Below are 26,602 nucleotides of genomic sequence, written 5' to 3'. Positions count from 1 at the left end.
CTTAAATTAAAAAATTAACTTTTTGACTTAGATAGAGAAGGATACAATGCGATTGAATTTATTGGAAAATGCAATGGACTCACTGTCCGAAGCTATTGATTACTATGTGAATGGAAAAACCTATGTAGATGAAAGGTGCTATAAATTTTGCGTTATCATGTTATATCATAGTGCGAATTAATTTTAAAAGAAATTTTAGTACGAGAACACAAAACTTTAATATATGAGCAAATAGACGATTATAAAAATGGAAAAGGTACTAAAACAATAGGACTTAGGGTGGCTTTAATGCGTGTTCGTAATATTTGCGACATTGACTTATTGAAATACCATGGTGCTTTAGTAAATCTTGCTGATACAAGAAATAAAATTCAACATTACGAAGTAAATGAAGAAGCTGAGGTTCTTATTGCGACGATAATATCTGCTTTTTCTGCTATTGAACATTTGGTTTATCATGCACTAAATGAACGCTTTGAAAACTTCGAATCCATAATAGCTCCTGAACAAATTACAACACTTCACGAGGACAAAGAGGCTTACATAAAAAGAAAAAAAGATATTTCGGATGATATTTGCAGCCAAAATCTATCTAAAGTGTCCTTTTCATATTCAGCAAACAAAAACATAAGTATTCCATGTCCTAAATGTGCTGAAATTTTTTTAATTCAAACTCAAAACGATGCAGTAAAATTCTACTATTGTGGCACTCAATATCAAAACTTACAAGAAATATATCTTAAAGATAAAAATTGCATTATTTCAGATACAATGGAACGGGAGCTTGGGAAACGAAAAACTATTTTAAAGGAATTACTGGAATGTCCAGAGATCAATGCTTTTTAGCAAAATAATATGACACCAAGGGGGTACCAGCTTCAAATGGCATCATTTTTGTCTACTCAAGGCACATTGAAGCCGTAACACTACTTACAAAGTAAGTAGATGTACGTCTCATGTCATGAATGTCCAAGAGAATAAGTGTAACGAAATTCGATTGGGAACATTCTACGGCAGAAGTCAAGCATAGCGAAGGCTGATTGGAAGAAAGCGACTACTGAGAGTATTGCATTTATAAAAAAGAAAACTATATAGAAATCCTAAGATTTAAGCAGTTTTATGACCATTTTGCATTCGCAGAAGATGAGAATAATTTCAAGAAGAAAGTATATGTTTAATTTTTATAGATGTTGGTGCTATTTTTTAAAACTGCCTTGACATAGGCACCATTATGCCTTATTATTCATATAGTATGTTCTCTAGTTTTTTAGTTGGTACTATAATTACACTGATTCACACTAAACAAGCATATTAATTTTAGATTGGTTATATAATTAAAATTTAAAGTTGTAACTGGAATTAGAAATATGCAAGAAAATAAAAAAGTTTTTGGTTTTTAAATTTTAAAATATATGTAATAAATGTTCTATGATTACTATATACTTCAGAAGTGATATAACTATTAAAAATAATTTTTACATATAGAAAACAATTATAAGAAATTAATTTAGCAAAAAGGAAAACGAGATAAAATACTTATTCTTATGTTCCAATAATATGAGAGGATTTTTTTATGATATTTTTATTATTTATTATACTAGGTATTTGTGCTTATAAAATGAAATATTCAACAAAAGATAATTATCATTTAGATTATATGTCAGTTGAAAAAACTACATCAATAAAAGGAATATTTGTTTTACTTGTATTTTTAAGTCATTTTGTTCAGTATGTAGAATTGAATAGTCCTTTTGATATGCCATATTTAGCAATACGTAGTTTTTTAGGACAACTAGTAGTAACTATGTTTCTTTTTTATTCTGGTTATGGAATATTAGAGTCTATAAAAAAGAAAAAAATGAAATATGTCAATGAGATTCCTAAGAAACGTATTTTAAGAGTATTATTTGATTTTGATATAGCTATATTATTATTTTTAATTGTACGTTTTATACTTGGATATAAATATGATATTAAAACTATTGTTTTGTCATTTATAGGTTGGACATCTGTCGGCAACAGTAATTGGTATATACTTGTAATATTAATAACTTATTTATTTACATTTATTTCTTTTAAAATATTTAGGAATAAATATTTTATGGCGATAAGTTGTGTTACTGTTCTTTCTGGTATTTATGTTTTGGCTGTGAGTAATTTTAAGCCATCTTACTCATATAATACAATTTTCTGCTATGCAGCAGGGATGTGGTTTTCTCTTTATAGAGAGAAGATAGAAAATATAGTATTAGCAAATAATACTAGTTATTTACTATCGTTAACAATATCATTAACTTTATTTGGATTTACATACTTATTTAATAATAAAGTAATAATTTATCAAATAAAGTCATTACTATTTGTTTGTTTAATTATTTTAGTTACTATGAAAGTTTCGTTTAATAATTTTATATTAAATTGGACTGGTAAGCATGTATTTAGTATATATATCCTGCAAAGAATTCCTATGATGATATTTAAAAAAAGCAATATAATCTCTAATAATACTTATCTATATTTAGTATTATGTTTATTGGTTACTATAGTAATTTCTCATGTTTTTGACATGGCAACTAGAAAAATTTATAATAAAATTTTATTGAAGACATCTCAGATAGCTACTTAGAAGCATAGGAAATATCTATATTCAATGAATTTAATTTAAAAGAAAAGAATAAAAATCAAAGTTCTATAATTAATGTTGAAGGAATAAATTCCCTTCAATATTTTTTGTCAAAATAAAACCACTTGCTATGCAGATGGTTCAAAAAAGCTTTAGTGATCTAACAAAAAATCCTCCTTTGATATAATAAGTTTACGGTCTGGAAACTTTAAAATAGTATCGAAGGAGCTAATATCTATGGTATACATTAGTAAAATTTTAATAAATATAAAATGGAACTGCAAATATCACATAGTTTCTACACCAAGAAAATAAATAATTTAAGAAAAGATAAAAATAGATATAGGAAAAATATTATATTGTATGTACCTTAGTAGCCACTATGGTGCATTTTTGAATGACTAAATATATAGAATTTAGCAAGTTACAACATAGAAGTATTAAAGAAGATACAATCACTGCATCGATCAAAAATGTTAGTACTAGAATCTGTGCGAGTTCTCAGAGAAATAGATAGAACTCTAAATATTATTTTAGCAGAAATTGGAGATGTAAGACGATTTAAAAACCGGAAATCATTAGTAGCTTATGCAGGAATTGATGCTCCACTGTATGAATCAGGAAACTTTAAAGGAACACAAAGAAAAATATCAAAACGAGGACCAGCTATTCTTAGAAAAATAGGCTATGAAGTTATGAAATGCATCAAGAGTAACAAAGCAAGTGAAGATTTGGTGTATCAATTTATGATGAAAAAAGAAGCGGAAGGCAAGCCATTAAAGGTGGCAAAAATAGCAGCCCTTAATAAACTTTTACGAATTTACTATGCAAGAATAAAAGAAGTCTATACTGTTTAAATCTTTAACAGATATAAGTATGAAACGGGTTAAACAGAGAGATCGGTTTAGTCTATTTTGTATGTTCAAAAATTAAATAGATAAAAAATTTGAAAACCTGCTAAAAAATACTTGATTTTTATTAGCAGGTTTTCATGCAAAAAAGGTGCTGATTTTTTTATCATCAACATCAAATATTATAAAACCATTATTTCCAGTTTCTAGGCAGATCAATTGCATCCGTAAGAACATAGATTAATTAAATTATCCATATCTAAAACTTCAATACCATTCCTAGATGTACTTACAATACCCATAGTGCGTAATTTTTTCAATACACGAGCTACTTCTAATCGTGTTTCTCCGATAATTTCACCTATTTCAGATTGAGTAAGTCTGATTCCTTTTCCCTGCAAATAGCTAGTATAAATATAAAGAAAATTACAGGTTTTAATAAAGGCCGTATTGTAGGATAGATTAATTGATTCAAACATAAAAAGATTAGAGTGACGAATGCAGTAGTCAGTCATAGCCATATGAAAATCAGGATTTTCTAACATTGCTTTATGGAATACTCTCGGAATTATTCTAATAGCTAGTACATCTGTTATGGCAGTTAGAACCAAAGCATCAGATTCGATTTTATACTCATTATCAGTGGGCCTACATAAGGAATATGGAAGAATAGAATTCTTACCATGAAAACAAATGGTTTTTATAGCCCCTTCCTCATGAGTAAGTGATAGCTTAAAAATACCATTAAGCGTAAAATAAAGATATAAGTTTGGATTAATTGATGTGATCTCATATCCTTTTTTTAAATTACATTTTTCGCCCAAGCTGCGTAATAGTGATTCAAATTTACTGAAATGATTTTCAAAATAATATTGTGGAAATCTCATCTTTGGAACCTCCCGATTAGATTATATAATTGGAATAATGCAAGTTTTAAAGCAATGTATATTTATGAAACATACCAATAATTAGGTGATTTCAATACTTATATTTATGAGACCTATAATATCATCAGAAGATTTTTTCGTCAAATAAGATTTTTATATACTGTGTATCATTTGATATAGATAGCATTTTTAATATTCAATATAATTTAGCTATAAAGTTACTTTATTATATCCAACAAATAAGAGTCTCAGTAAGGCTGAGGAGAAAAATTATGATATTTCTTTTAGGCTTAAGAAACTTTTAGCACCAGGTGCAAGCAAAAATTAAGGACTTAGTTTTAATTTTAGAGGAGTTTAAACTGAGGAACAAATTATAAGGAGTGATTTTCTTAATGGCAGGTATCTCGTTATTAGTATTAGTGGGAGCTATAGCATTAGGTGTTGCTTTTGGAAAGAATATAGGTATTATCTCTCTAGCAGCAGCCATGGTATTAGGATTTTTTGGAGGAGTTACAGGTAGTGCAATTGTTGCTGGTTTTCCAACAGGACTATTTTTAAATTTAACAGGAATGTTTTTCTTTTTCTCAATTGCCCAAAGTAATGGTTCATTAGAATTATTTTCTAAAAAGATGTTTCAAAAGATTTCATCTTTAGCAAAGTTTTATCCTCTTATGGTATTCTTAGTGTGTTTGTGTATAACCATAGTTGACCCAGGTGGACTGACGGTTTATACAGTTATGCCTTTAATCACAATGAGTATTGGATCTTATATGGGATATAACCCTGTTATGATTGGTATCCTTGCAATCGTTGGAGCAAATGCAGGTATGATGACACCTGTAGGTGTATTTGGTAATACTGCCAATATTATTGTTTCAAATGCTGGATATCCAGATTATACATTCCCTATATTATTTAATGGAATGATTATGCATACCATTGTATCTATAGTGATTTATGTATTATATAAAGGGTGGAAAATCAAGGATAATGGACTTAATAATACTTCAACTAACAATGTTTTTGAAGATATAAAGCCATTTAATACTAAGCAAAAAATTACCTTAGTAGTTCTTGTTTGTATGATATTAAGCATCATGTTATTAAAAACCCATGCAGGACTTACTGCCTTCGTATTTAGTTTAGCATTACTTATAGCAAACTGTGCCGATGAAAAAGCAGCCTTTGCAGGTACACCTTGGGAGGCGATATTCCTATGTGTTGGTATCGGATGTTTACTGAATGTAGTTGATATTTTAGGTGGCTTAACATTAATGGCAGACTTATTTGCATCGATCGCTACAAGATGGACTGCGGCACCTATTTTAGGATTTACGTCTTCAGTAATGTCATTTTTCTCTTTAGCTATTGCGGGACCTATACCTACACTAATTCCTACAGTTGCTCAGGTAAATGCAAGTATCGGAAATGTATTCCATCCATTAGAATTAATTAGTGCAATTATAAATGGTGGATATACTGCTACTATAAGTCCTTTATCCATGGGTGGAGCTATGATTTTAGCAGCTTACGACCAACTTTTTAAGCCTGATGTTTCAGAGAAAAACAAAGTCTTTAAAACATTACTTTTATCTGCTATTACTATTTCAATTATCGCTGCAATATTAGCGAATACAGGTATATATAGAATTCTAATAAACGAATAGTACTAGAATCAAAGGAGGAATTTATTATGGATAGAAAAATTTTAGAAGGAATCATTGATATGCACGTTCACTGCGGACCATCTATAGCTAATAGAGAGCTAGATGCAGCAGATATGCTAAAAGAAGCTGAAGCAGCAGGATATGCAGGATTTTTAGTAAAGGATCATTACTTTCCAAGTATGCTTGGAACTAAAATGGTAGAAAAGCATTTAGGAAATGGAACATGTAAGGTATATGGAAGTATGTGCTTAAATAACTCCATAGGACTTTTCAACCTAAAGGCATTAGATACTGCAAGACAAATGGATGCAAAAATAGTATACTTCCCAACGGTTTCAACAAAGAAACACATAGATGACCACCAAAGTAAGGGATTTGTAGGTGGTGGAAAATCAAAGATTGATGAAGAACCAGTTTCTTACGTTGATGAAAATGGAAATATGGATCCAGCTGCTATTGAATGTTTAAAATATATGGCAGAACATGATATGGTTTTAGGAACAGGTCATGGTACACTTTGGGAAGTTGACCACTTAGTTAAAAAAGCAGTGGAATTAGGAGTTAAGAGAATCTTAGTAAATCATCCACATTATAATGTTGGTGCATCCTATGAGGATATGAAGAGATGGACAGATTTAGGTGCTTATATTGAATTAAACGTATGTGTTTTTGTTGGTGGTTCAAAGATTGGAAATGTTGAGGATGCTGTTTTTAAAAAAATTATGGATACTGTAGGCGTTGACCGTATTATTATGGATACAGATTTAGGACAAGTTAACAATGGTTCTCCAGTAGAAGGTATGTTTAATTATATTAATCTATTAGAAAGAGAATTTGGTGTTACAGAAGAAGAAATTAATACAATGACAAAGGTTAATCCAGTTAAACTATTTAATCTTTAATATTAATATAGAGACTTTTATTTTTAAATAGATATTAGTTAGTAGTACAGGCGACAAGCTTTAGATATGTAGATTCATTATTTTTAATATAAAATACATTTAATTAATGGAGGTAATGAAAATGGCAAGAGTAGAATCAGGAAATTGGAACAATTTACCTTGGCAAGAGGTAAGAGAAGGAATAACAAGAGTAGTTTTTGGTATGGGTGCAGACAATATTAACTGCACACTTAACAGAGTTGAAAATGGAAATGAAGTAAATCCACATTCACATCCAGACAATGAACAAGTTGCATTACTTTTAGAAGGAGAATGTGACTACTATGTTGATGGAGTAGCATATAGATTAACACCTGGTTCATGGGTAACTGTTCCAAAGGGAGTAGAACACTACATTCATGTGTATGATAGCCCCGTTCCATGTATGCAAATGGATATTTTCTATCCAATAAGACCAGAGTACATTGAATCTTATAGCAAATATTTAGAAGAAAATAAATAATAATTCAATGTTGCTGAGCTGGTTTTATAATTAGCTCAGCAATATTAATAATAAGCAGACTTTAGATAATATACTATATAAAGAGATAGGAGCTATTTTATGAAAATGCGTAACTTAGTTAAGGAAAAACTAGAAGATAAAGGATATGTTCTAGGAGCCTTTGTTGCATCTGGTTCACCTACCAATGCAGAAATCCTAGGAATTAATAATTTTGATTTCATTTTAATTGATATGGAACACGCACAAACAAATATGGAAACTATGGTGGATATGATTAGAGCATCTGAACTATACGAAATGGCACCTTTAGTTCGTGTTTATGATCCAGCCGATGGACCAATGATGGCACGGATGTTAGATGTAGGTGTACATGGTTTAATGATTCCCATGGTTGAAACTCCAGAACATGCAAAATATATTATAGATAATGTTAAGATTGCACCCCTTGGAAAAAGAGGCATAGGGGTAGGTCGTGGTCCTCGTTGGGGATGGTACCAAGATTATAACAAGGGAGAATGTAATGAGAATACTTATGTTATAATGCAATGTGAAACAAGAAAAGGTGTTGAAAATATTGATGAAATATGTGCAACACCGGGTCTCGACTGTATATTTATAGGAACAGCTGACTTATCCCAGGATATGGGATGTTTTGGAGATATGAAAAATCCTGAATTTACAGAAGCTATAGATAGGGTATTGGAAAGTTGCGAAAAACACAATATTGTCCTTGGTATCGTTACAGGTTCACAAGAAGAAGCAACAATGAGAATTAAACAAGGATTTAAATTTGTAACTATTATGAATGATCTTGGATTTTTTAGAGCGCAAAGTAAAAATCTAATTGATAATGTTAGAAAAAGTATTTCTGAATAAACGTATTTTAAGCAGTATGAATATAATTTTGTAGAAGATAGATAATAGGTTTAAATAATTTTAATAAAGGACATCTGACAATATGGTTAGGTGTCTTTTATTGAATGTATATAAGTTACCTCAGTATTATTTAGGATAAGCTTTTTCAATAAGATTTTGATAGGTTGATTGACAACATAAAAAATGATGAGGTATAATGTTACGATTAAAGTGAAATTACATTAGGGGGAAGGAAGTATGGAAAATGAACAATCAAAAATTTTTGATGAGTATAGAAATCAAATAGGTGTTGCTACCCGTAAAGATATACATAGATTTGGATATTGGCACGAGACATTTAACTGTTGGTTTATTAGTAAAGAAAATGAAACGGATTATCTCTATTTGCAACTCCGTAGTAATATAAAAAAGGATTATCCTAATCTTTTGGATACTACTGTTGCTGGGCATTTACTGGCGAATGAAACAGTTCAAGATGGTGTAAGAGAGATTACGGAAGAGATTGGAATTGATATATCCTTTCAGGAATTAATACCCTTGGGAATAATAGCCCACTGTATAGTAAGCGAAGATCTTATAGATAAGGAAATAGCAAACATATTTTTGTATAAAAGTGAAAAGTCCTTTGATAACTTTACGCTTCAGGAAGAAGAAGTTTCGGGAATTGTCAAAACAAAATTTAAACATTTTGCTGAACTTTGGCTGGATGAAAGAGAGACAATTAAGATAAAAGGATTTCTAATAAAGAAAGATGGAGAAAAGGTTTTAATTGATGAGAATGTAGGAAAGAATAAGTTTGTACCTTACCAGATTAAATTTTATAAGACGTTAATCGAAAAGATTAAAGAAAAGATTTAATTTGATTTAATCTTATTCAGCTATAGGAAGATGGTCGGATGCTCTATGTCTAAAAATATAGATACTACATTAGCTATAAAGGCCTTAAATAATGTCTATAAACTTCAAAAACCTAATGAAGGTTTGATTCTTCATAGTGATTTAGGAAGTCAATATACAAGCTATGAATTTGGAGAAAAGGTTAAAAATAAACAACAGGAGAAAAGCCTATGAATAAAATAATAGAAGATATAAGATATGAATTTTCTCTAATCAATAAAAAGAAATTATTCTTAAAATTTGTGCCATATATTTTTATTTACTATACTTTTAACAAATTGAGAGAAATGTATAGGTGGTTGTAATCAGATAATTTCTTTATTACTATTTATCAGATGTTGCTTTACATAGGACAATTATTCAAACCGCCATTTCCAAGTTTTTATTATAAAGATATAGATTTTGGAATAACAGAGGTATTTGGAATATACTTAGTAGTTTATTCCAAAGGAAAGAATGCAAAAAAATATAGAAAGGGAGAAGATTATGGTTCAGCTAGATGGGGAAATTCAAAAGATATTAAACCATATATAGATACAATTTATGAAGAAAACATTATCTTAACGAAAACTGAAAGATTAATGATGAATGGAAGGGAAATACGAGATGGGAAAGGGAAAATTATTTATTAAAGAGATAAAAAAGGAAAGAGAATATACGAGCCATATAGAATCAAAGTATTAAATACTATTAACTTTAAAAAGTCTATGCATTATAACCCTTTTGGGTATATTAACTCCGAAAGAGACATATTGAAGCTAGTAAATACTATAATTGCCAATACCAAGGGAGAAGGTGAAAAAGCAGGAGAAGACTTTTGGGTAAAGGCAGAAAAACTATATTACACAGCCCTAATAGGATATATTTTCTATAAAGCTCCAAAGGAAGAACAAGAGCGGTATATTGAATTGGCTGATGGAGGGTTATCGGCTGATGCTGGAAACGAGGATGGATGCGCTGTCGCGTGAGGCAAATCCGCATGGGGACGATACCGGCGAGAAATTTCCGCTGGATTAAGATTTGTGGAGCCGATCGAATTTATCTATCATAAGTATCATATGTGTCATGTTCGTGGCAAAATATATAGGTCATCCTGCGCGGGTATATGATACATATGAGAGATATGATACATGGTTTGGTGCGACTCCGCATTTTTCTTCGCTGCTTGTGAAGGGGGGTGGATAGTGGCGATAATGAAGGGGTATGGCAGTTTGGGGGGGAGTTGTGTTATGCTTATTAGGAACGACACCTAACTGCAAACTTAATATTTTGGTATGTATAACCGCATAAAAAGATAACCGTCCTCCATATCGTCTGTCATTTCAAATCCTACGCTACTCCATAACCTTTGTGCTGCTATATTTTCCGGCTCAACTGGTAAAGAAATTTTACTTGCGTTGTACTCTTTACACAAATATTCAACACAAAGCCTAGCTGCTGCCACTCCATAGCCTCTTTTCTGAAAACGGCTATCTATCATGAAATTTATGATTTGATGGTTCTCTTCGCCAATATACATTAAAACATAACCCACCATCAGATCATCGGCATAAATTGCAAAGGGGCGCGAATCATCATAAAACACCCACGCCTCAGCCAAAGACCATGCGACAGGGTCTACAAAGTCTGCATTGGCAACAGATGCACTCAGATTCAAACACTCTTCATAATTATCTTCGTTAATCGTTCTTAATTCTACCAAAAGAATCCTCCTTTCTTAAATATAGCCAAGGTTGTTTAATATAAATAATACCGCACTACGCCTATTTCCTTCGTGTTCGTATAAAAGAATGGTACAATATAGCTCACAAACAGTATAGCAAAGCCCGATGCGAATTGCTATGTCTTTTTATTTGCAGAGCCGATCAGGTTTATTTATCATAAGTATCATATATCCGCGCGGGTCATCATACGCGAGTATATTATACTTATGAGAGATATGATACATGGTTTGGTGCAGCTTCAATAAAAAGAAGGTACATAGATTATGTAAAGAATTAAATGTGCTAAGACTCCAAAGGATTGTTAAACCTAAGTATCCAAGGAAAATAGTTCAAAATAGAGACATTACAAACTCTAATTCCCTTTGGGAAGTAGATATTAAATATGGTTACATCCATGGTGAAGATAGATTTTTTTATATAGCCTCTTTTCTAGATGTATATGATAGAAACATAGTAGAATACCATTTAAAACCCCAAATAAAAATGCCCGTATAGAATCTTTCCATAGATTGCTAGAGGATAAATATTTATGTATAATAAAAGAAGCGAGAAACATTAAAATATAGATAATCTAAGAAAAAGAAAGTATTCGTCAGTTTTTGTCCAATATTAATGGGTCAATCCGCAACAATTGATAGGGGAATCAAAAATTATGAGCTAAAACTTCGAAAAGTAGATTTGAATAAATCTCGCCTAGAAAATGAAACTTGGTACTTTTCTATAGTGGATGTTATATCAATATTAACAGATAGCAATGAGCCTAGAAGATATTGGAGTGATTTGAAAATTAAGTTAAAAAATGAAGGAAATGAACTGTACGATAAAATCGTACAGTTGAAAATGACAGCATCAGATGGTAAAAAAAGAATGACGGATGTTGCTGATACAGAAGAACTTTTGCGAATCATACAATCAATTCCATCCCCGAAAGCAGAGTCTTTTAAAATGTGGCTTGCTAGGGTGGGCAGTGAAAGAATTGATGAGACTATTGATCCTGAACTTACCATTAACAGAGCACTGGAAACATATCTTAAAAAAGAATAGATAAATCAAAGATTACAAGCCATTCAAGTACGTAAAGAATTAACTGATGAATGGAATAATTGAGGTGTAAAACAAGGAATTGAATATGCAATACATACTGATGAAATTACAAAAGCATGGGCAGGATTAAGTACAGGACAATATAAGAAGCTTAAAGGATTAAAAAGGGAGAACTTAAGAGATAATATGTCTACATTGGAGCTTGTACTAAATATGCTAGCTGAAGCAACTACTACAGAATTATCAAAGACCACTGAACCTAAAAACTTTGATGAAAATAGAGGAGTGGCAATAAAAGGTGGAAGTATTGCAGGAAATGCTCGGAAGGAAATTAAAAACACTACTGGTAAACCTGTTCTCACAGAAAAAAGTGCTGTTGATTTTACTAGAGTTATTGCAGATATTATTATTGATAGGGAAGACAATAAAAAATAAAAGCAAATAATGCAAGTAATCAGAAATATATAATTCCACCAAGGGGATACTATCTCCCTACGACATCTTTATTGTATTCTCAAGGCATGTGGAGTGTGTGGTGTTTGGTGTCAAGGGCAAAAGAAAACACGTTGAAATAAAGGCTTTTCAGTCTTAACGGATAGAAAAAAGCTGCTTGAAAATTAAAATATATCGCTCTGCGGGAATAAGTCCAGACAAGCGCTTTTCCTTGTGACAAAACGATTTAGATATTTTTCCGATTCTGTCAGGGTTGTGTGGGCAAGTTGGATGTGGCGGAAGTATTGGGCCAGTTCAGGATTTTTATCTAAAAACATTTATTTACCCTTTGACTCTGCCGTTGGGTAACAGTTTATACTATAATTAGACCAACGATAAGGAGGATTTATATATGAATGAAACTAATTAAAATTAGATATGTATTAACCCAAATCAGCCCGTGTACTTCGCTACTATGAGGATATGGGCTTGATTAACAGCACTCGTAGCGATGATTATGCTTATAGAATGTATGATGAAGAAGTGATAAAACGGTTGGAACAAATACTGATTTTGCGTAAATTGAATATCAGCATTAAGGATATACAACGTATTTTTTGTACTCATGGCTCTGATGTGGTATTAGAGGTGCTTGGCAAAAAGGTTGACGATATAGACGGCGAAGTCTCTCTTTTACACGAACTAAAAGAAATTGTGCTTGAGTTTATCAAGCAAGTAGAAAATGCTGATTTCGGCAAAGATTCCGATGTGAAACTTCTTTATGAAAAGGCAAGAGAAATTGAAAATCAACTTGAAATTTATGTGCCAATTAAATTGAAGGGGGAAAAGTAAAATGGCAAGAGTTTATGGAATTAAAAAGAAGTTGTTGCTAAATAATGTTGATGAAAAAATAATAAAAGAAATCATCGGCAACGAAGATTTGGTAGATGTTATTGTGCGAATGGAGAAATTGCTTGATCCCGATATGATGCATGAGATTTTAGATTCATGCGCTTGTGGAGGCGGACAGGAATTTTTAAAACAATGTAAAAAGATTGGAAAAGACCTGACTGGTAAATCATTAGATGAAAAGGTAAATCATCTGAATAACAACATTTTTGATTCAGAAAAAATTATTCTCAACGGGAACAATTTATTGACAGGAACTCTTTCATACAAAGGAAATGAAAAATACAAATGCGTCTGTTCCGCCGCCGTAAAAAAGGGCATGACGGTTTCTGATCTCACAGGCGATGCTGATGATCGCGCTATGCCGCTTTCTTATTGCTTTTGTTGTGCCGGCTCATTTAGGCGTCACTTACAACTACAACTGAGTGTTGAGCTGAAAACAAAAGAAGTTGTTTCATCTCCGATTAACAGCAAGGGGCAAAAACCTTGTGAGTTTATTTTTGAGATAATATAAAATAATAAAGCGTAATGTGTATAAATGAAAATTGATGACTCGCCACGCACACTCGTGACTTCAGTCGTGGGTTAGTGGCGAACTGCATATGTTACCATGAATATCATAATTAATTCTGTAATATACTAGATTTCTTCAATTACATATGCTAATCTGGATTAAGAAGGTTATCATATGTCAAAAGTAACACATGGAAGAGGCTATGTATATTCAATTAAGTATCATATAGTATTGTGTACGAAGTATAGACATAAAACTTTACAAGGTAAGATAGACGATAAATTAAAAGAGATAATAAACGAGATAGCAAGCCCTATGTAGTAGGATAGTTTTACCATAGAGGAAATAGAGTCGGATTTAGACCATATACACTTATTAATAAATTGTAGTCCACAACACTATATCCCAAACATTATAAAAGCTCTAAAAGGTGTAAGTGCTAGATTGTTATTTAAGGAATTTCCAGAGTTAAAAAAGAAATTATGGGGTGGGCACTTATGGAATCCTAGTTACTTTGTTGCTACTGTATCTGAAAATACAGAAGAACAAATAAAAGAATATATAAAAAGTCAAAAATCAAAATAGAAAAGAGGTGAATTTATCTATAAAGAAAATAATTAAAGGTTATAAATATACGATATATCCAACAGAGGAACAAAAATTGCAAATAAATAAGACTTTTGGATGTTGTAGATTTGTTTATAATTATTTTTTAGCTATAAGGATTGAATTATATAAAACAGAACAAAAGTCGTTGTTCTATAATAAATGTTCAGACATATTAACCCAATTAAAGAAAGAAAAAGAATGGTTAAAAGAGTCAGATAAGTTTGCTTTACAGAATAGTTTAAAAGATTTAGACTCAGCCTATAAGAATTTCTTTAAGGAAATTAAAAAAGGCAATAGCAATCAAGGATTTCCTAAGTTTAAATCTAAAAGAAACAACTATAAATCATACAAGACAAACTTTACAAACAACAATATAGAATTAGACTTTGCCAACAACGAAATTAAATTACCTAAATTAAGATGGGTTAAATGCAAACTTCATAGAAAGTTCACTGGAAAAATATTGTCAGCAACAATTAGTTACGTACCAAGTGGTAAATATTTTGTTAGCTTCAACGTAGAGCGTGAACATAAAGAATTACCTAAGAATAGTAATACAATAGGACTAGATTTAGGTGTATCAAATTTGCTTATTACAAGTAATGGAGAAACTTTTGAAAATAACAAACTAACATATAAATATGAAAAGAAATTAGCAAAACTACAAAGGAAATTAGTCAAGAAACAAAAAGATAGTAAGAACTTTCATAAACAAAGAATCAAAGTAGCTAAATTGCATGAAAAAATAACCAATATCAGAAAAGACAAACTACATAAGATTTCTTCACAAATAGTTAAAGAAAACCAATTTATCTTTAGTGAAGATTTAAATGTAAAAGGTATGGTTAAAAATCATAAACTAGCAAAATCAATACATGATGCGTCGTGGTACGAACTAACAAGACAATTACAATATAAAGCTGAGTGGAACGGCAGGATATATCATAAAGTAGATAGGTTTTTTGCTAGTAGCCAAATATGTTCTAATTGTGGATATATAAATAAAAATATAAAAGACTTATCAATCAGGACATGGACATGCCCTAATTGTTCTACTAAGCATAATAGAGACATAAATGCCAGTATAAATATCCTAAATCAAGGAATTAAGGATTTAGAATTAGCGGTGTAAAAAAATGTAGGGTAGGAACTATGCGAATTAACGCCTGTGGAGATAGTAGGTTGCCAGGTCGAAGAATCAGGAAGGTCTAGTAGCGATGCTAGAAGCACGTGACTTTAGTCATGTGAGGTTCACTATTCAAAGTGTTCCTTATAGGATATCTGAACATTTTATAGAAAAGAAATTAGTTATTATATGCCCCAATTGGGGCATATTAAAATTTAAGCTTAAATTAAAGGAGGATTTATCTATGAACAAGTTTATTTTCATGAGCCTCAGGGAAAAATCGCCAAGCGGATGCTTTTCAAAAGTGATAATGTAATTGCCTTTGTTCTAAACATTGCAAAGAGGGAAATACTACCGGGACGCACCTGGAATCAACCATTTTCCTGCAGGTCATGGAGGGTAATGCCAAGGTTATCACGGATGGCAATGAAACCTCGTTGCAGGTGGGTGAGTTAATGCAGGTTGATCGGAAGGAAAGTATGCAGGTTTATAAACATAGGCGAAGATGTCTCACGCCTTTACGTCACAATTTCACCAATGGGTTCAGAGGCCTTTGCAACAGGTGCAAATTTTTAATGACTTTTTTCACCATTTATACTACTATATAAAGTTGATAGATAGAAGGTGAGATAAGCATACAGTACCTCTGCTTACAAGGAGTGACGAGTTGTAAGTAGAGGTACGTCTCATGCCATGATTGTCCAAGAAGTCGAGCATGGTGAAGGCTGATTGGGAGCAAGCTACGACTGAGAGTATAATCCTGATGAGAAGTTAATATTTGACAACATCAATCGAGAAGTATTTAATAGATTCCAGAAAAAATTATTGTATCTAATGATGATAATAGTAAAACTTATTACAAATTTAATGATACTGAAAAGTTAATGAAAGACTTATGGGGTAGGAAGGATACAAAGAGTCTTGATAAAACAAGGCTTTTTTGATATTAAAATCGTAACTCTATTATTCTGTGTGAGCATGGGCAAAGCAACAGATTTGATAGTAAGTGATCAGATTGGATGTCATAGTCCTGACCTATACACAATGGTGTATGAGTACATAATTAATTTATCTACTCATACACCATTAAAAATTTATTTATTTAAGTATTTAAAACTGAGATCTGCTTCGAGGAATCGCTTTAATTCACTAGATCTTCGAAAGGGCTCAGTGATATCAATGAACAGTAGGTGTACGGCCTCCCAAGTAAAAACCCATCCGCCAATCAATAAACTTTCAAGGAAAACCCTTGAAATAATACCGTTTTCCTTAATATTGATTAACGCCCCATATACAGATAATAGTATGAGTGATATAAAAAGCAAATGGATTGAATTTCTAACGAGTCTTTTTGTTTTTCTATTCTCTAACCGTTTTAAAGAATTATAGTAATATCGATAACTCGTGCGGATTAGCTCTTCTTTTTCTTTACTGATTTCAACTGTATTCAAAGAAAAGACGATTTCCAACTTTTTTCTCAAAGGAATATCTTCTGAACATAAGTCAAGAAATTGTGCTAGCTCAGCATGTATGTCACGCTTCTTAAAAGCAGAATTATCCCATTCATGAAAAAAATCAATATAATCTTCAAGAGCAATATCTATAATGACACGACCTGTATCAAAGTTTCTCCTATATAGTATTTGGTAATTATTGGTTTTTTTCATTAAATCACCTTCAGGAATCATTAAAATTTTAGACAATTAATAGTATATATTACCTTTAAATACATTATTCGATACTGAACAAATTATGGGTATTATTAACTTTAATACATAAGATAATGACTGCAAATTATTAGTAATGTTATCTATTCTAAATTTCAATATATTAGACTCCTTAAAGGAATGCTTGTAAGGGGAGAAATAATAAAGGAAGTTATGGTATAATAGGAATAATTTAAGAGCTATAAAAACTACATGTGTTAATATATCAAAATACCATTAATGAACTAATATCATTTGAGGGTGAAATATGTTAAAGAAATGCAGAAGATATAATGAAAGATTAAAATATCAGAGAAGAATAAAAAGAATTAATAATGAGAGGGATAATATGTGTACAGGTATAAAAATGAAATACGATAATAGTTGTGTTATGGGGAGGACCATGGATTTCTAGATTCCCTTAAATTATAATGCAATATATTTACCTAGAAGTTATAATTTTTGTAATGATTTAATGGGAAATTCATTATATTAGAAAAATAAGACATTAGTAATATGTTTTGAAAATCAAGATCCATTGAAAGATGGAGTAAAAGAACATGGATACCAAACTGGATTTTCTGGATGTTCTATTTCCAGGGTCTGAACAGTTGCCAGAAGAATGTCATATAAAAACAGTTTTAAAATAGACCGCTAAAAAGTGGTCATAAATTTATAAGGTACGAATGTTTAACCGTATACGTTTTTAATTACTGAAAAGATGATATCGGGGGTGTAATATAACCCTGATGGTGTAACAAAAAGCCCGAATAAATTAAGGCTAAAAAACCAATTGTTTTAGAAATATACTCTTCCACCAAGGAGGTACTAGATACTTACGACATCATTATTGTACTCTCAAGGCACATAGAGTGCGTGGTAGGAATACAGAAAATATAGAAACAGAATATAATATGCTGAACGGCTTGATTCAGCATAAACACAGAACTATTCATGAATTTACCCACTATCAAAAACATACTACTTTCAATAGAAATGAGAATGATTTTAATAAAAAATTCATCAATGAAGAAATCAAAGTCATAATAGGAATCATGAGATAAGAGCAATTTACAGAAAATAAAAATCTAATGCCGTTGATGGTGTAATGATATCTTGAATAATAATATTAATGTTAAAGTCAATTAGGATTAGCAAGGTTAATCTTGATTGGCTTTTGTATTTTTATAAGAACAAAATCAATAGTATGGCAAGTAAAGCTTAATAACTGTATAATGTAAATAATAGGATAATTTTTGATGGAATATAGAATCAGGGGATAGGTTTTAATGAGAACAAATGATACTAATGAAATAATATATACTATTGATAGAGCAATAAAAGAAGCATGGGTTAATGAAATAAGAGCGGATTTGGATAAGAGTTATATTTTATATGAAGACACATTAAAAAATGCTTTCTATTTTCATCTAAGAAATAAGTTAAAGGAATTGCTCGAAAATAATAATATTAGGATATTTACCGAATTCCATGATGGAGAATTATCTAGCAAAGGTGTAATAGCGGACATTGCAATTGTAAAAATTGGAGACAATGAAGAAGGACATATTAAAGATAATATTGAAAAGATATATGCTATCATAGAGCTAAAGCATAAGGGTGCACAAGTACATATAGATCCTTTTATTTCTGATGTTGAAAAGTCAATAAAATACATAAAAGATAAAGAACTTGAGGAATGCCAGTTTTATTTAGGATTCATTCATGAGGGAGAATTTGATATAAAAGAAATATCGTGGCTTCAAAACAAGAAACAAGAGAGATTAGCACAAGGGAGATTAACAGAACTTTCAGCATGTTATTATACAGGTCGAGATGAAATGGTATATACAATTGTCTCATATAATGATATGAATAAAGATTTAGATATTTATGTAAACCAAAAGAGGTGAGGATAATGTCAAGATATAAATGCCCTGCTTGTGGGTCCAGGGATACAGTAAGAATCTTATATGGTGAGCCAACCTATGAAGCTTACCTAGCATCGGAACAAGGAGAACTCATATTAGGTGGATCTGTTTTTCGGATAGTAGCCCAACCAAGCACTGTAAATCTTGTGGACAAGACTTTAGTAGCAAGAATTTATTTCCTTTACTTATAAATGACATCTTTTGAATTCTTAGCTGGAGGGTATTTTGGCACATCCTATTTTGTTTATATTGATGGAAAACGAGAAAATCAATTGATGAGATATGTAAAAACCCCCTGGGGTATGTATATTGACTTAAGGAATCCCTAAAATGAAATAAACTTTCAACCAGATATTTTGATTAAAGAAATACCCCTAACATCGGAACAATGGTTTGCATTTATAAAAGAACTAATTTTTTTGGAGATAGTTAATTGGAAAGATAAATACATTGATAAGGATGTTTGTGATGGTACACAATGGGAGATTTTAATTAGATTTCCTAAACGCAATAAAATAAAAAAGCATGGCAGTAATGAATATCCTCCTTATTGGAGTAAATTTATAAAAACTAAGAAGGCTTATATAGGAGAGGATATAGATTGAGATTATAATTATACATGGAGGTAAGTCAAATGACTATAGATATTAATGCAATACAAAAATGGAGTAAAATTCCTAAAAATATACAGGAGAAACTATTAGAGAATGTATTTTGTTCTACATGTGGGACAACTACTATTGTTGATTATTCTATGCATAATGATAAGGCAGGGATTTTATTTAAAGGAAAATGTAAAAAGTGCAATAAGGCGGTAGCAAGATTAATTGAGGATTGATAAAAAAGCTATTTATAAGATTACATAAATATAGAATTATTTGTGAATTGACTCGCTATCAAATCTACATTGTATTATTCGTTATAATGATGTAATATGGGAGTAAGATTATTTAATAAAGAAGAAAGGGATTGCTTATGGATTATGTTACAGCAAAAGACAAAGCTAAGGAATGGGGAATATCTTTACGGAGAGTACAGACTTTTTGCGAGACCAATCGTATTGAAGGCGTGATAAAGTTTGGAAAGGTATGGGCAATACCAAAAAAAGCTAAGAGACCTATTGATGGCAGAAGAGCAAATAAAGGTATATAACTTACTTCGAAGAAATAAAAGTCAGGGGTGAATATATGGCCGTTAATAAAATAGAAGTTGAAACAACTGGTATAAAGAGAGCACTAAAAAAATTTAATACATTTAGTGCAATATCACAATATATTTGGAATGGTTTTGATGCGAATGCTACTACTGTTAAAGTAGATTTCATTAAAAATCAATTTAACGGAATCAGTGGGTTGGTAGTAAAAGATAATGGATATGGTATTAATAGCAAAAAACTACAATATAAATTTAAAAACATATTTGAATCTAATAAAACTGTTAAAAAAAGAGCTAATAAAAACAGTTCTCACATTCGTGGGGAAAATGGTATTGGCCGTTTCACATTTTTCACATTCTCAAGTAGAGCAGAATGGACTACCATTTATGAAGATGATGGAGTAAATTATAAATATAAAATTATAATGGATGCTTCAAATTTGGATGAATATATTGATACAGAACCAGAAGTAACAACAGAAACAGTAGGAACAACTGTAGAGTTTATGAATTTTCAAGATCCAAAGTTTGACTTTGATGAATATTATGAGTATATGATGTTAGAATTCGCATGGTATTTAGAGTTAAATAGTGAAAATAACTATCAATTGATTTTAGATGGCACAGCTATAAACTATTCTTCGATTCTCGAAAATAAGCAGAAAAAAACATATTACTTTGAAGAAACACAATCCTGTTTTGATGTTGTTTTTTGTATTTGGAATAAAAAGTTGCATGAAGAATATTCGAAGTATTATTACATTAATTCGAAAAACATAGAACAATTTAAGGAAAATACAACTTTAAATAATAAAGGAGATAAGTTCTTTCACAGCGTCTATATCAAATCTAAAATATTTGATGATTTTAGATTTGAAGATGACGCTGAACAAATATCATTTATAAATGGAAAGGATTCCGAGGAATACAAGTTTATTATAAGAAAAGTTGATTCACATTTGAAAAACATGAGGAATCCATATATAAAAGAATATACAAAAACATATATATCTAGTTTAAAAAAGAACGGAGCATATCCAAAGCTAGATAACAAAAATGCATTGGATAGATTTAGGGAAGAAAGCCTTGATAAAATGATAGAAACGATATATTCAGCACAGCCTAAAATTTTTACGGGCTTAAATATTCCACAACAGAAGACATTGGTAAGATTATTTGATATGACTCTTCAATCAGGAGAAATTGATAGCCTTTATAAAATTATTGAAGGGGTTTTAGACATGCAAGTACAAGAACGTGATGAGCTAGCTAATCTTCTAGAGTATACTAAGATGTCACACATTACCAAGGCCATTACGCTTATAAAAGATAGACTACAAGCTATAGCTGACCTCAAGCAATTAGTTTTAAATAAAGACTTAAAAGCAAATGAACGTGATCACTTACAGAAATTAATTGAACAACACTATTGGATTTTTGGTGAGGAATATCATCTTGTTACTGCAGAAGAACCTGATTTTGAAGAAGCATTGAGAAGATTTATATATGTGCTAAGGGGAGAAAAACATTCTAAAGGAAGCATAAAAATTGATGACAAAAACAAGCAAAGAGAAATGGATATTTTTGCTGTTCAAAGAAAATTGGATGGGAAAATAAAGAAATCAATTATAGTAGAGTTAAAGCACCCTGCTATAACTTTAGGTTCAAAAGAGCTACAACAAGTTAAGGATTATTTTAATGTTATTGATAAGGAAGATAGATTCAAAGGAGATAATATTGAATGGATATTTTATCTTGTAGGAAACAAGTTTAATAGTGAGATAAGTGGAGAAATTGAAAATGCCAAATCACATGGAGAGCGATCTTTAGCCTATAATGTTAATAGAAAAAAGATTTATGTAAAAACATGGAGTGAAATTTTTACTGAACAGGAGATTAATTATAATTTTTTGCAAGAAAAATTAATGTTGCAACAAGAGATATTTATAAAAAGAAGTAGCAATAAAACAGCAAATGAAATAACTACTGAACAAAAAGATAATACTGCAATACGGCCAAAAGAAATTGTAATATAATGGAGGACAATCAATGCCGACTTTAAATTGGATAGGAAAAGAAAAGGTAATCAACCATCATCTAGATGTACCATATAGAGTCTTAGATCATAAATATAGCTTTGATGAAAATGGACAACATGATGGTGATAATGAGAGTGATAATAAAATTATTCGTGGAGATAATTTGGAGGCATTAAAGGCACTCTTACCACAATATGAAGGGAAAATAAAATGTATTTACATAGATCCACCATATAATACCGGTAATGAAAAATGGGTATACAATGATAATGTAAATGATCCAAAGATGAAAAAATGGCTGGGTGAAGTAGTAGGAAAAGAGGGTGAAGATTTATCTAGGCATGATAAATGGCTATGCATGATGTATCCAAGATTAAAGTTATTGCAAAGACTTCTTGCTGATGATGGAGCTATTTTTATTAGTATTGATGATAATGAACAAGCTCATCTGAGGTTAATCTGTGATGAAATATTTGGATACAACAATTTTATTAATAATGTTATTTGGCAGAAGAAATATAGTCCTCAAAATGATGCGAAATATTTTTCAGATATGCATGATTTTGTAATGGTATATTCAAAAAATAAAATCAATTGGGATAGAAATTTATTACCAAGAAGTGATGAACAGAATAAGCGATATAAAAATATGGATAATGACCCAAGGGGGCCATGGAAATCAAGTGATTTATCAGTTAAGACTTATTCACCTGATTATGATTATCCAATAGAAACACCTAGTGGCAGAATAGTTAATCCACCTCAAGGCAGGTGTTGGCGTACTTCAAAGGAAAACTTTGAAAAGTTAGTTGAAGACAATAGAATTTGGTTTGGAGTTAATGGAAATAATGTTCCATCAATAAAAAGATTTTTAAGTGAAGTTCAAGATGGACAAGTTCCAGTTACATTATGGCTTAGGGCAGATGTGGGTGATAATCAAGAAGCACGTCAAGAATTAAAAAAGATATTTTTTGATTCAGCATTCCCTTTTGATACACCAAAGCCACCTAGATTAATTGAACGAATATTACAAATAGCAACAGATAAAAACTCAATTATACTAGATTCCTTCGCAGGTTCAGGTACAACTGCCCATGCTGTTTTAAATATGAACAAAGAAGATGGAGGAAATAGGAAGTTTATACTTGTAGAAATGGAAGACTATGCAGAAAGCATTACTTCAGAAAGAGTAAAAAGAGTTATCAATGGATATGACGATATAGGTGGTACAGGAGGCAGTTTTAGCTTTTACGATTTAGGAGAGCCTTTGATTCTTGAAAATCAATATCTAAATGAAAATATTTCAATTGATAAAATTAGAGAATATGTTTATTTTATGGAGACTAAAGAGGTTTTATCTAAAAACCGTGACAGTTATTATCTGGATACTCATAATAACACTGCTTATTATTTTACTATGAAAAAGAAAAGATAACCACGCTAAACTATAATTTTTTAAAAACAATGAAAGAAAAAGCAGAAAACTATATTATCTATGCAGATAATTGTACTTTAAGTGAAGAAGAACTACTAAAATACCATATCACGTTTAAGAAAATTCCCCGTGATATTAAAAGATTGTAGGTGATAAGATGGAACTAAAAAAATACCAAAAACAAGTATTAAAAGATCTTTCAAACTATTTAAAGATATTGAATGAAACTAATAATATAAAAACAGCCTATACAAAGCATTGGAATGATAAAGATGTTAGAGTAGGCTATGGTGGTATGCCTGAATATAGAGATACCATAACGGGTACACCTCATGTTTGTTTTAAAGTACCAACAGGAGGTGGAAAAACTTTTATAGCATGTGCATCACTGAAGTCGTTTTTTGAACAGATGCCTTTATCTAAAACAAAAGTAGTTGCATGGCTTGTACCATCAAATGCAATTTTAGAGCAGACAATCCGAACTTTAAGCGATGTAGATCATCCCTATAGACAGAGAATAGATATGGATTTTGGTGGTAGAGTAGAAGTGCTTACAAAAGAACAGTTACTCAATGGGCAAGGATTTAATCCTACTTCTGTTAAAGAACAACTTACAATTTGTGTTTTAAGTTTTGACTCCATTCGATCCAATAAAAAGGACGGAAGAAAGGTTTATCAGCAAAACAGTCAACTGGCACAGTTTGAGCCATTCTATGAAAATCCTGAAACTTTGATTGAAGATGTAGATAATACTGCACTTATTCAAGTGTTAAATCAGCTTTCACCTGTTGTGGTTGTTGATGAAAGTCATAATGCCCAGTCAGATTTAAGTGTAGAAATGCTTAATAATCTTAATCCATCATTTGTTTTTGATTTGACTGCAACTCCAAAGGAAAATAGCAATATTATTTCATATGTAGATACTAGAGAACTTAAAAAAGAAAATATGGTTAAATTGCCTGTTGTAGTATATAACCGTAATAGTAAACAAGAAGTCGTTATAGACGCAATTCAGCTTCGTGGTAATCTTGAAAAACAAGCTATAGAAGAAGAAAAGACAACAGGGAAATATATTCGACCTATTGTACTATTTCAGGCCCAGCCAAAAGGCAGGGAAGATAATGCAACTTTTGAAAAACTAAAGGAAGAATTAATTGGTCTAGGTATACCAAGGGAACAAATTGCAATTAAAACTTCCAATGTTAACGAGATTAAAGGTATTAATCTAATGAGCAAAGACTGTGAAATACGGTATATTATTACGGTGAATGCTCTGAAAGAAGGTTGGGACTGTCCTTTTGCATATATTCTTGCAACACTTGCTAATAAAACCTCAAAGGTAGATGTAGAACAAATACTTGGAAGAGTACTCCGTCTACCTTATGCCAAAAAACATAAAAATGCTGGTCTTAATTTGTCCTATACATTAACTTGTTCTAATGATTTCAGAGATACTCTTGAAAATATTGTAAAGGGTCTTAATAAAGCAGGATTTAGCAAGAAAGACTATCGAATAGGTGAGACATCTGAGCCTATGGATAACAAACCATTTCATATAGAAGAAAAGGTACAGCTAGAGATAGAAGAGGATAATAAAGAAAAAGAAGAATTTTTAGATATTGACTTTGATGAAATAAGACAAAGTCTTGAAAATATCAATGAAAATAAGGAAATGGATAAATCTGATACTATTTCCGATATGTTAGAAGTAGCCATGAAGCAAAATGAAGAATATGAAACTGAAATAAGAGAAACAGAAGAGATTGGCCTTCTTGGAGGCGAGATTGGTGATATGATGAATCAATATAAGATAATTAGTAGCTATGAAAAATCAATAAATCCTATTCCTCAATTTGTTCATAAAGAAATAGTTCCACTTTTAGGGATTGATGAACAAGTCTTACTTACTAAAGAGTTTTTAAATGATGGCTTTACCCTTGCTGATAAGGATACACAAATTAATTTTATACTATCATCAAATGATGTGTATAAAGTAGATATAGCTGTAGATGGTGAAGCTGTTCCTAAATATCAAAAAGTAGCTGAAAAAGAGAGTAAATATTTCAAAGAGTATTTTGATGCCTTACCAAGCGAAAAGAAAGTTAAGGTGTGTAAAGAAATGCTGTATAATCAGCTTAACAAATCCGATAGTATGGTTTCAATAGATTTAATGGAATATGTTGATAGGATAGTAGACAATATGACAAGAGATGAATTATCCACTCTTGAGACTTCTATTCCCTCATATGCAAGAAAGATAAGAGAAAAAATCGAACAATTACAACTTGAGTATAGGGAAAAGGTATTCAAGACCATGCTTGTTACTGGTGAAATTACTTGTGAGCCCTACTATAACTTACCTATGTTTATTTCACCTATTGACAGTGTTGATTCTATACCAAAGTCTTTATATGAGGCTGAAACCAATATGAATGATTTTGAACATAAGGTAATAACAGAGATTGCAAGTCTTGATAACACCTTATGGTGGCATAGGATTATTGATAGAAAAGGATTTTGTCTCAATGGTTTTATAAATCATTATGCAGATTTTATGGTTATGACTAAAAATGGTAATCTAGTATTGGTAGAAACTAAAGGTGATCATCTAGCAAATGATGAGAGCAAACAAAAGCTTTCTATAGGGAGGTTATGGGAAGCTAAAGCAGGGAATAATTATAGATACCTTATGGTATTTAATAACAAAGATTTAAAACTGGATGGTGCTTATACCTTAGATGAATTCATGGGAGTTATGAGAAAGTTATAGGAG

At 31.0% G+C, this 26,602-nt stretch carries 26 protein-coding genes and 3 pseudogenes; 26 read left to right on the top strand and 3 right to left on the bottom strand.

Features of this window, described 5'->3' with window-relative positions; translation table 11 throughout:
• Positions 1 to 288 precede the first annotated feature (288 nt).
• From KQI38_RS20995 to KQI38_RS20985, 3 genes are all read left to right on the top strand, one after another.
• Entirely contained in the window at positions 289 to 846 is a 558-nt protein-coding gene (locus KQI38_RS20995) for a hypothetical protein (RefSeq protein WP_216562978.1), read from the top strand.
• A gap of 727 nt (positions 847 to 1,573) precedes the next feature.
• On the top strand, positions 1,574 to 2,626 hold the full coding sequence (locus KQI38_RS20990; RefSeq protein WP_216562976.1) for an acyltransferase family protein: 1,053 nt from the start codon (positions 1,574 to 1,576) through the stop codon (positions 2,624 to 2,626).
• A 470-nt stretch (positions 2,627 to 3,096) separates the two neighbouring features.
• Positions 3,097 to 3,480, top strand: a complete 384-nt coding sequence (locus KQI38_RS20985) for a transposase (protein ID WP_216562974.1) — start codon at positions 3,097 to 3,099, stop codon at positions 3,478 to 3,480.
• 209 nt (positions 3,481 to 3,689) lie between these two features.
• On the opposite strand, the gene KQI38_RS20980 is transcribed toward KQI38_RS20985, so the two are convergent.
• On the bottom strand, positions 3,690 to 4,361 hold the full coding sequence (locus tag KQI38_RS20980; protein WP_216562972.1) for a Crp/Fnr family transcriptional regulator: 672 nt from the start codon (positions 4,359 to 4,361) through the stop codon (positions 3,690 to 3,692).
• A gap of 392 nt (positions 4,362 to 4,753) precedes the next feature.
• On the opposite strand from KQI38_RS20980, the gene KQI38_RS20975 reads away from it, so the two are divergent.
• From KQI38_RS20975 to KQI38_RS20945, 8 genes and pseudogenes are all read left to right on the top strand, one after another.
• Entirely contained in the window at positions 4,754 to 6,028 is a 1,275-nt protein-coding gene (locus tag KQI38_RS20975; protein ID WP_216562970.1) for an SLC13 family permease, read from the top strand.
• Between the two features lie 26 nt (positions 6,029 to 6,054).
• Complete coding sequence (locus KQI38_RS20970; protein WP_216562968.1) at positions 6,055 to 6,930, top strand: DUF6282 family protein; 876 nt, start codon at positions 6,055 to 6,057, stop codon at positions 6,928 to 6,930.
• A 121-nt stretch (positions 6,931 to 7,051) separates the two neighbouring features.
• The gene (locus tag KQI38_RS20965; protein WP_216562966.1) at positions 7,052 to 7,432 is read left to right on the top strand and encodes a cupin domain-containing protein; all 381 of its coding nucleotides are present in this window, start codon (positions 7,052 to 7,054) and stop codon (positions 7,430 to 7,432) included.
• Positions 7,433 to 7,531: 99 nt separating this feature from the next.
• Positions 7,532 to 8,308 (top strand): HpcH/HpaI aldolase family protein, encoded by a 777-nt coding sequence (locus tag KQI38_RS20960; RefSeq protein WP_216562964.1) that lies wholly within the window; start codon positions 7,532 to 7,534, stop codon positions 8,306 to 8,308.
• Positions 8,309 to 8,545: 237 nt separating this feature from the next.
• The gene (locus KQI38_RS20955) at positions 8,546 to 9,166 is read left to right on the top strand and encodes an NUDIX hydrolase (RefSeq protein WP_216562962.1); all 621 of its coding nucleotides are present in this window, start codon (positions 8,546 to 8,548) and stop codon (positions 9,164 to 9,166) included.
• 45 nt (positions 9,167 to 9,211) lie between these two features.
• On the top strand, positions 9,212 to 9,379 hold the full coding sequence (locus KQI38_RS20950; protein WP_216562961.1) for a hypothetical protein: 168 nt from the start codon (positions 9,212 to 9,214) through the stop codon (positions 9,377 to 9,379).
• Positions 9,376 to 9,510, top strand: a complete 135-nt coding sequence (locus tag KQI38_RS22520) for a hypothetical protein (protein WP_276515615.1) — start codon at positions 9,376 to 9,378, stop codon at positions 9,508 to 9,510. The genes KQI38_RS20950 and KQI38_RS22520 overlap by 4 nt, the downstream gene beginning before the upstream one ends.
• A gap of 120 nt (positions 9,511 to 9,630) precedes the next feature.
• Positions 9,631 to 10,173, top strand: a pseudogene (locus KQI38_RS20945) (type IV secretory system conjugative DNA transfer family protein); the annotation flags it as partial.
• Between the two features lie 293 nt (positions 10,174 to 10,466).
• Here the strand turns inward: KQI38_RS20945 and KQI38_RS20940 are convergent.
• On the bottom strand, positions 10,467 to 10,907 hold the full coding sequence (locus tag KQI38_RS20940; protein ID WP_216562960.1) for a GNAT family N-acetyltransferase: 441 nt from the start codon (positions 10,905 to 10,907) through the stop codon (positions 10,467 to 10,469).
• A 244-nt stretch (positions 10,908 to 11,151) separates the two neighbouring features.
• Here KQI38_RS20940 and KQI38_RS20935 point away from each other — a divergent pair, with 244 nt between their 5' ends.
• The 7 genes and pseudogenes from KQI38_RS20935 (at position 11,152) to tnpB (ending at position 15,569) form a co-directional block, all read left to right on the top strand.
• Positions 11,152 to 11,424, top strand: coding sequence for a hypothetical protein (locus tag KQI38_RS20935; RefSeq protein ID WP_216562958.1), 273 nt, complete (start codon positions 11,152 to 11,154; stop codon positions 11,422 to 11,424).
• A gap of 117 nt (positions 11,425 to 11,541) precedes the next feature.
• Positions 11,542 to 11,973, top strand: coding sequence for a BRO-N domain-containing protein (locus tag KQI38_RS22115; protein ID WP_246565960.1), 432 nt, complete (start codon positions 11,542 to 11,544; stop codon positions 11,971 to 11,973).
• Positions 11,974 to 12,159: 186 nt separating this feature from the next.
• Positions 12,160 to 12,408, top strand: a complete 249-nt coding sequence (locus KQI38_RS22110; protein WP_246565959.1) for a hypothetical protein — start codon at positions 12,160 to 12,162, stop codon at positions 12,406 to 12,408.
• A 462-nt stretch (positions 12,409 to 12,870) separates the two neighbouring features.
• Positions 12,871 to 13,257, top strand: a pseudogene (locus tag KQI38_RS20925) (helix-turn-helix domain-containing protein); the annotation flags it as partial.
• Position 13,258: 1 nt separating this feature from the next.
• A complete protein-coding gene (locus tag KQI38_RS20920; protein WP_216562955.1) occupies positions 13,259 to 13,828 on the top strand; it encodes a hypothetical protein in 570 nt (189 codons plus the stop codon).
• A gap of 174 nt (positions 13,829 to 14,002) precedes the next feature.
• Positions 14,003 to 14,413: pseudogene (tnpA, locus tag KQI38_RS20915) on the top strand (IS200/IS605 family transposase).
• A 7-nt stretch (positions 14,414 to 14,420) separates the two neighbouring features.
• Positions 14,421 to 15,569: an IS200/IS605 family element RNA-guided endonuclease TnpB gene (gene tnpB, locus KQI38_RS20910; RefSeq protein WP_216562954.1), complete on the top strand. Its 1,149-nt coding sequence runs from the start codon at positions 14,421 to 14,423 to the stop codon at positions 15,567 to 15,569.
• A gap of 1,088 nt (positions 15,570 to 16,657) precedes the next feature.
• On the opposite strand, the gene KQI38_RS20905 is transcribed toward tnpB, so the two are convergent.
• The gene (locus KQI38_RS20905; RefSeq protein WP_216562953.1) at positions 16,658 to 17,230 is read right to left on the bottom strand and encodes a hypothetical protein; all 573 of its coding nucleotides are present in this window, start codon (positions 17,228 to 17,230) and stop codon (positions 16,658 to 16,660) included.
• A 307-nt stretch (positions 17,231 to 17,537) separates the two neighbouring features.
• Between KQI38_RS20905 and KQI38_RS20900 the strand changes: the two genes are divergently transcribed.
• From KQI38_RS20900 to KQI38_RS20865, 8 genes are all read left to right on the top strand, one after another.
• Positions 17,538 to 17,684 (top strand): hypothetical protein, encoded by a 147-nt coding sequence (locus KQI38_RS20900; protein ID WP_216562951.1) that lies wholly within the window; start codon positions 17,538 to 17,540, stop codon positions 17,682 to 17,684.
• An 874-nt stretch (positions 17,685 to 18,558) separates the two neighbouring features.
• Positions 18,559 to 19,182, top strand: a complete 624-nt coding sequence (locus KQI38_RS20895) for a hypothetical protein (protein WP_216562950.1) — start codon at positions 18,559 to 18,561, stop codon at positions 19,180 to 19,182.
• A gap of 374 nt (positions 19,183 to 19,556) precedes the next feature.
• On the top strand, positions 19,557 to 19,805 hold the full coding sequence (locus tag KQI38_RS20890) for a hypothetical protein (protein WP_216562949.1): 249 nt from the start codon (positions 19,557 to 19,559) through the stop codon (positions 19,803 to 19,805).
• Between the two features lie 29 nt (positions 19,806 to 19,834).
• Positions 19,835 to 20,038 carry a hypothetical protein gene (locus KQI38_RS20885; protein ID WP_216562948.1) on the top strand — a complete coding sequence of 68 codons (204 nt, stop codon included), beginning with the start codon at positions 19,835 to 19,837 and terminating at the stop codon, positions 20,036 to 20,038.
• A 137-nt stretch (positions 20,039 to 20,175) separates the two neighbouring features.
• Positions 20,176 to 20,352: a DNA-binding protein gene (locus tag KQI38_RS20880; RefSeq protein ID WP_216562947.1), complete on the top strand. Its 177-nt coding sequence runs from the start codon at positions 20,176 to 20,178 to the stop codon at positions 20,350 to 20,352.
• 35 nt (positions 20,353 to 20,387) lie between these two features.
• Positions 20,388 to 22,391, top strand: coding sequence for an ATP-binding protein (locus KQI38_RS20875; RefSeq protein ID WP_216562946.1), 2,004 nt, complete (start codon positions 20,388 to 20,390; stop codon positions 22,389 to 22,391).
• A gap of 13 nt (positions 22,392 to 22,404) precedes the next feature.
• Positions 22,405 to 23,829: a site-specific DNA-methyltransferase gene (locus KQI38_RS20870; protein ID WP_216562944.1), complete on the top strand. Its 1,425-nt coding sequence runs from the start codon at positions 22,405 to 22,407 to the stop codon at positions 23,827 to 23,829.
• Between the two features lie 157 nt (positions 23,830 to 23,986).
• The gene (locus KQI38_RS20865) at positions 23,987 to 26,599 is read left to right on the top strand and encodes a DEAD/DEAH box helicase (RefSeq protein ID WP_216562942.1); all 2,613 of its coding nucleotides are present in this window, start codon (positions 23,987 to 23,989) and stop codon (positions 26,597 to 26,599) included.
• Positions 26,600 to 26,602 lie beyond the last annotated feature (3 nt).

The sequence above is a fragment of the Tissierella carlieri genome (genome assembly GCF_018917285.1).
Classification (GTDB): domain Bacteria; phylum Bacillota; class Clostridia; order Tissierellales; family Tissierellaceae; genus Tissierella; species Tissierella carlieri.
This window is presented reverse-complemented; position numbering and strand designations above follow the sequence as displayed.

What these genes read in the sequence shown, in the direction of transcription:
- KQI38_RS20995 (WP_216562978.1), top strand. Translation starts at nt 289, where the DNA reads ATGCGTGTTCGTAATATTTGCGACATTGACTTATTGAAATACCATGGT.
- KQI38_RS20990 (WP_216562976.1), top strand. Translation starts at nt 1,574, where the DNA reads ATGATATTTTTATTATTTATTATACTAGGTATTTGTGCTTATAAAATG.
- KQI38_RS20985 (WP_216562974.1), top strand. Translation starts at nt 3,097, where the DNA reads ATGTTAGTACTAGAATCTGTGCGAGTTCTCAGAGAAATAGATAGAACT.
- KQI38_RS20980 (WP_216562972.1), bottom strand. Translation starts at nt 4,361, where the DNA reads ATGAGATTTCCACAATATTATTTTGAAAATCATTTCAGTAAATTTGAA.
- KQI38_RS20975 (WP_216562970.1), top strand. Translation starts at nt 4,754, where the DNA reads ATGGCAGGTATCTCGTTATTAGTATTAGTGGGAGCTATAGCATTAGGT.
- KQI38_RS20970 (WP_216562968.1), top strand. Translation starts at nt 6,055, where the DNA reads ATGGATAGAAAAATTTTAGAAGGAATCATTGATATGCACGTTCACTGC.
- KQI38_RS20965 (WP_216562966.1), top strand. Translation starts at nt 7,052, where the DNA reads ATGGCAAGAGTAGAATCAGGAAATTGGAACAATTTACCTTGGCAAGAG.
- KQI38_RS20960 (WP_216562964.1), top strand. Translation starts at nt 7,532, where the DNA reads ATGAAAATGCGTAACTTAGTTAAGGAAAAACTAGAAGATAAAGGATAT.
- KQI38_RS20955 (WP_216562962.1), top strand. Translation starts at nt 8,546, where the DNA reads ATGGAAAATGAACAATCAAAAATTTTTGATGAGTATAGAAATCAAATA.
- KQI38_RS20950 (WP_216562961.1), top strand. Translation starts at nt 9,212, where the DNA reads ATGTCTAAAAATATAGATACTACATTAGCTATAAAGGCCTTAAATAAT.
- KQI38_RS22520 (WP_276515615.1), top strand. Translation starts at nt 9,376, where the DNA reads ATGAATAAAATAATAGAAGATATAAGATATGAATTTTCTCTAATCAAT.
- KQI38_RS20935 (WP_216562958.1), top strand. Translation starts at nt 11,152, where the DNA reads ATGGTTTGGTGCAGCTTCAATAAAAAGAAGGTACATAGATTATGTAAA.
- KQI38_RS22115 (WP_246565960.1), top strand. Translation starts at nt 11,542, where the DNA reads ATGGGTCAATCCGCAACAATTGATAGGGGAATCAAAAATTATGAGCTA.
- KQI38_RS22110 (WP_246565959.1), top strand. Translation starts at nt 12,160, where the DNA reads ATGTCTACATTGGAGCTTGTACTAAATATGCTAGCTGAAGCAACTACT.
- KQI38_RS20920 (WP_216562955.1), top strand. Translation starts at nt 13,259, where the DNA reads ATGGCAAGAGTTTATGGAATTAAAAAGAAGTTGTTGCTAAATAATGTT.
- KQI38_RS20905 (WP_216562953.1), bottom strand. Translation starts at nt 17,230, where the DNA reads ATGAAAAAAACCAATAATTACCAAATACTATATAGGAGAAACTTTGAT.
- KQI38_RS20900 (WP_216562951.1), top strand. Translation starts at nt 17,538, where the DNA reads ATGTTAAAGAAATGCAGAAGATATAATGAAAGATTAAAATATCAGAGA.
- KQI38_RS20895 (WP_216562950.1), top strand. Translation starts at nt 18,559, where the DNA reads ATGAGAACAAATGATACTAATGAAATAATATATACTATTGATAGAGCA.
- KQI38_RS20885 (WP_216562948.1), top strand. Translation starts at nt 19,835, where the DNA reads ATGACTATAGATATTAATGCAATACAAAAATGGAGTAAAATTCCTAAA.
- KQI38_RS20880 (WP_216562947.1), top strand. Translation starts at nt 20,176, where the DNA reads ATGGATTATGTTACAGCAAAAGACAAAGCTAAGGAATGGGGAATATCT.
- KQI38_RS20875 (WP_216562946.1), top strand. Translation starts at nt 20,388, where the DNA reads ATGGCCGTTAATAAAATAGAAGTTGAAACAACTGGTATAAAGAGAGCA.
- KQI38_RS20870 (WP_216562944.1), top strand. Translation starts at nt 22,405, where the DNA reads ATGCCGACTTTAAATTGGATAGGAAAAGAAAAGGTAATCAACCATCAT.
- KQI38_RS20865 (WP_216562942.1), top strand. Translation starts at nt 23,987, where the DNA reads ATGGAACTAAAAAAATACCAAAAACAAGTATTAAAAGATCTTTCAAAC.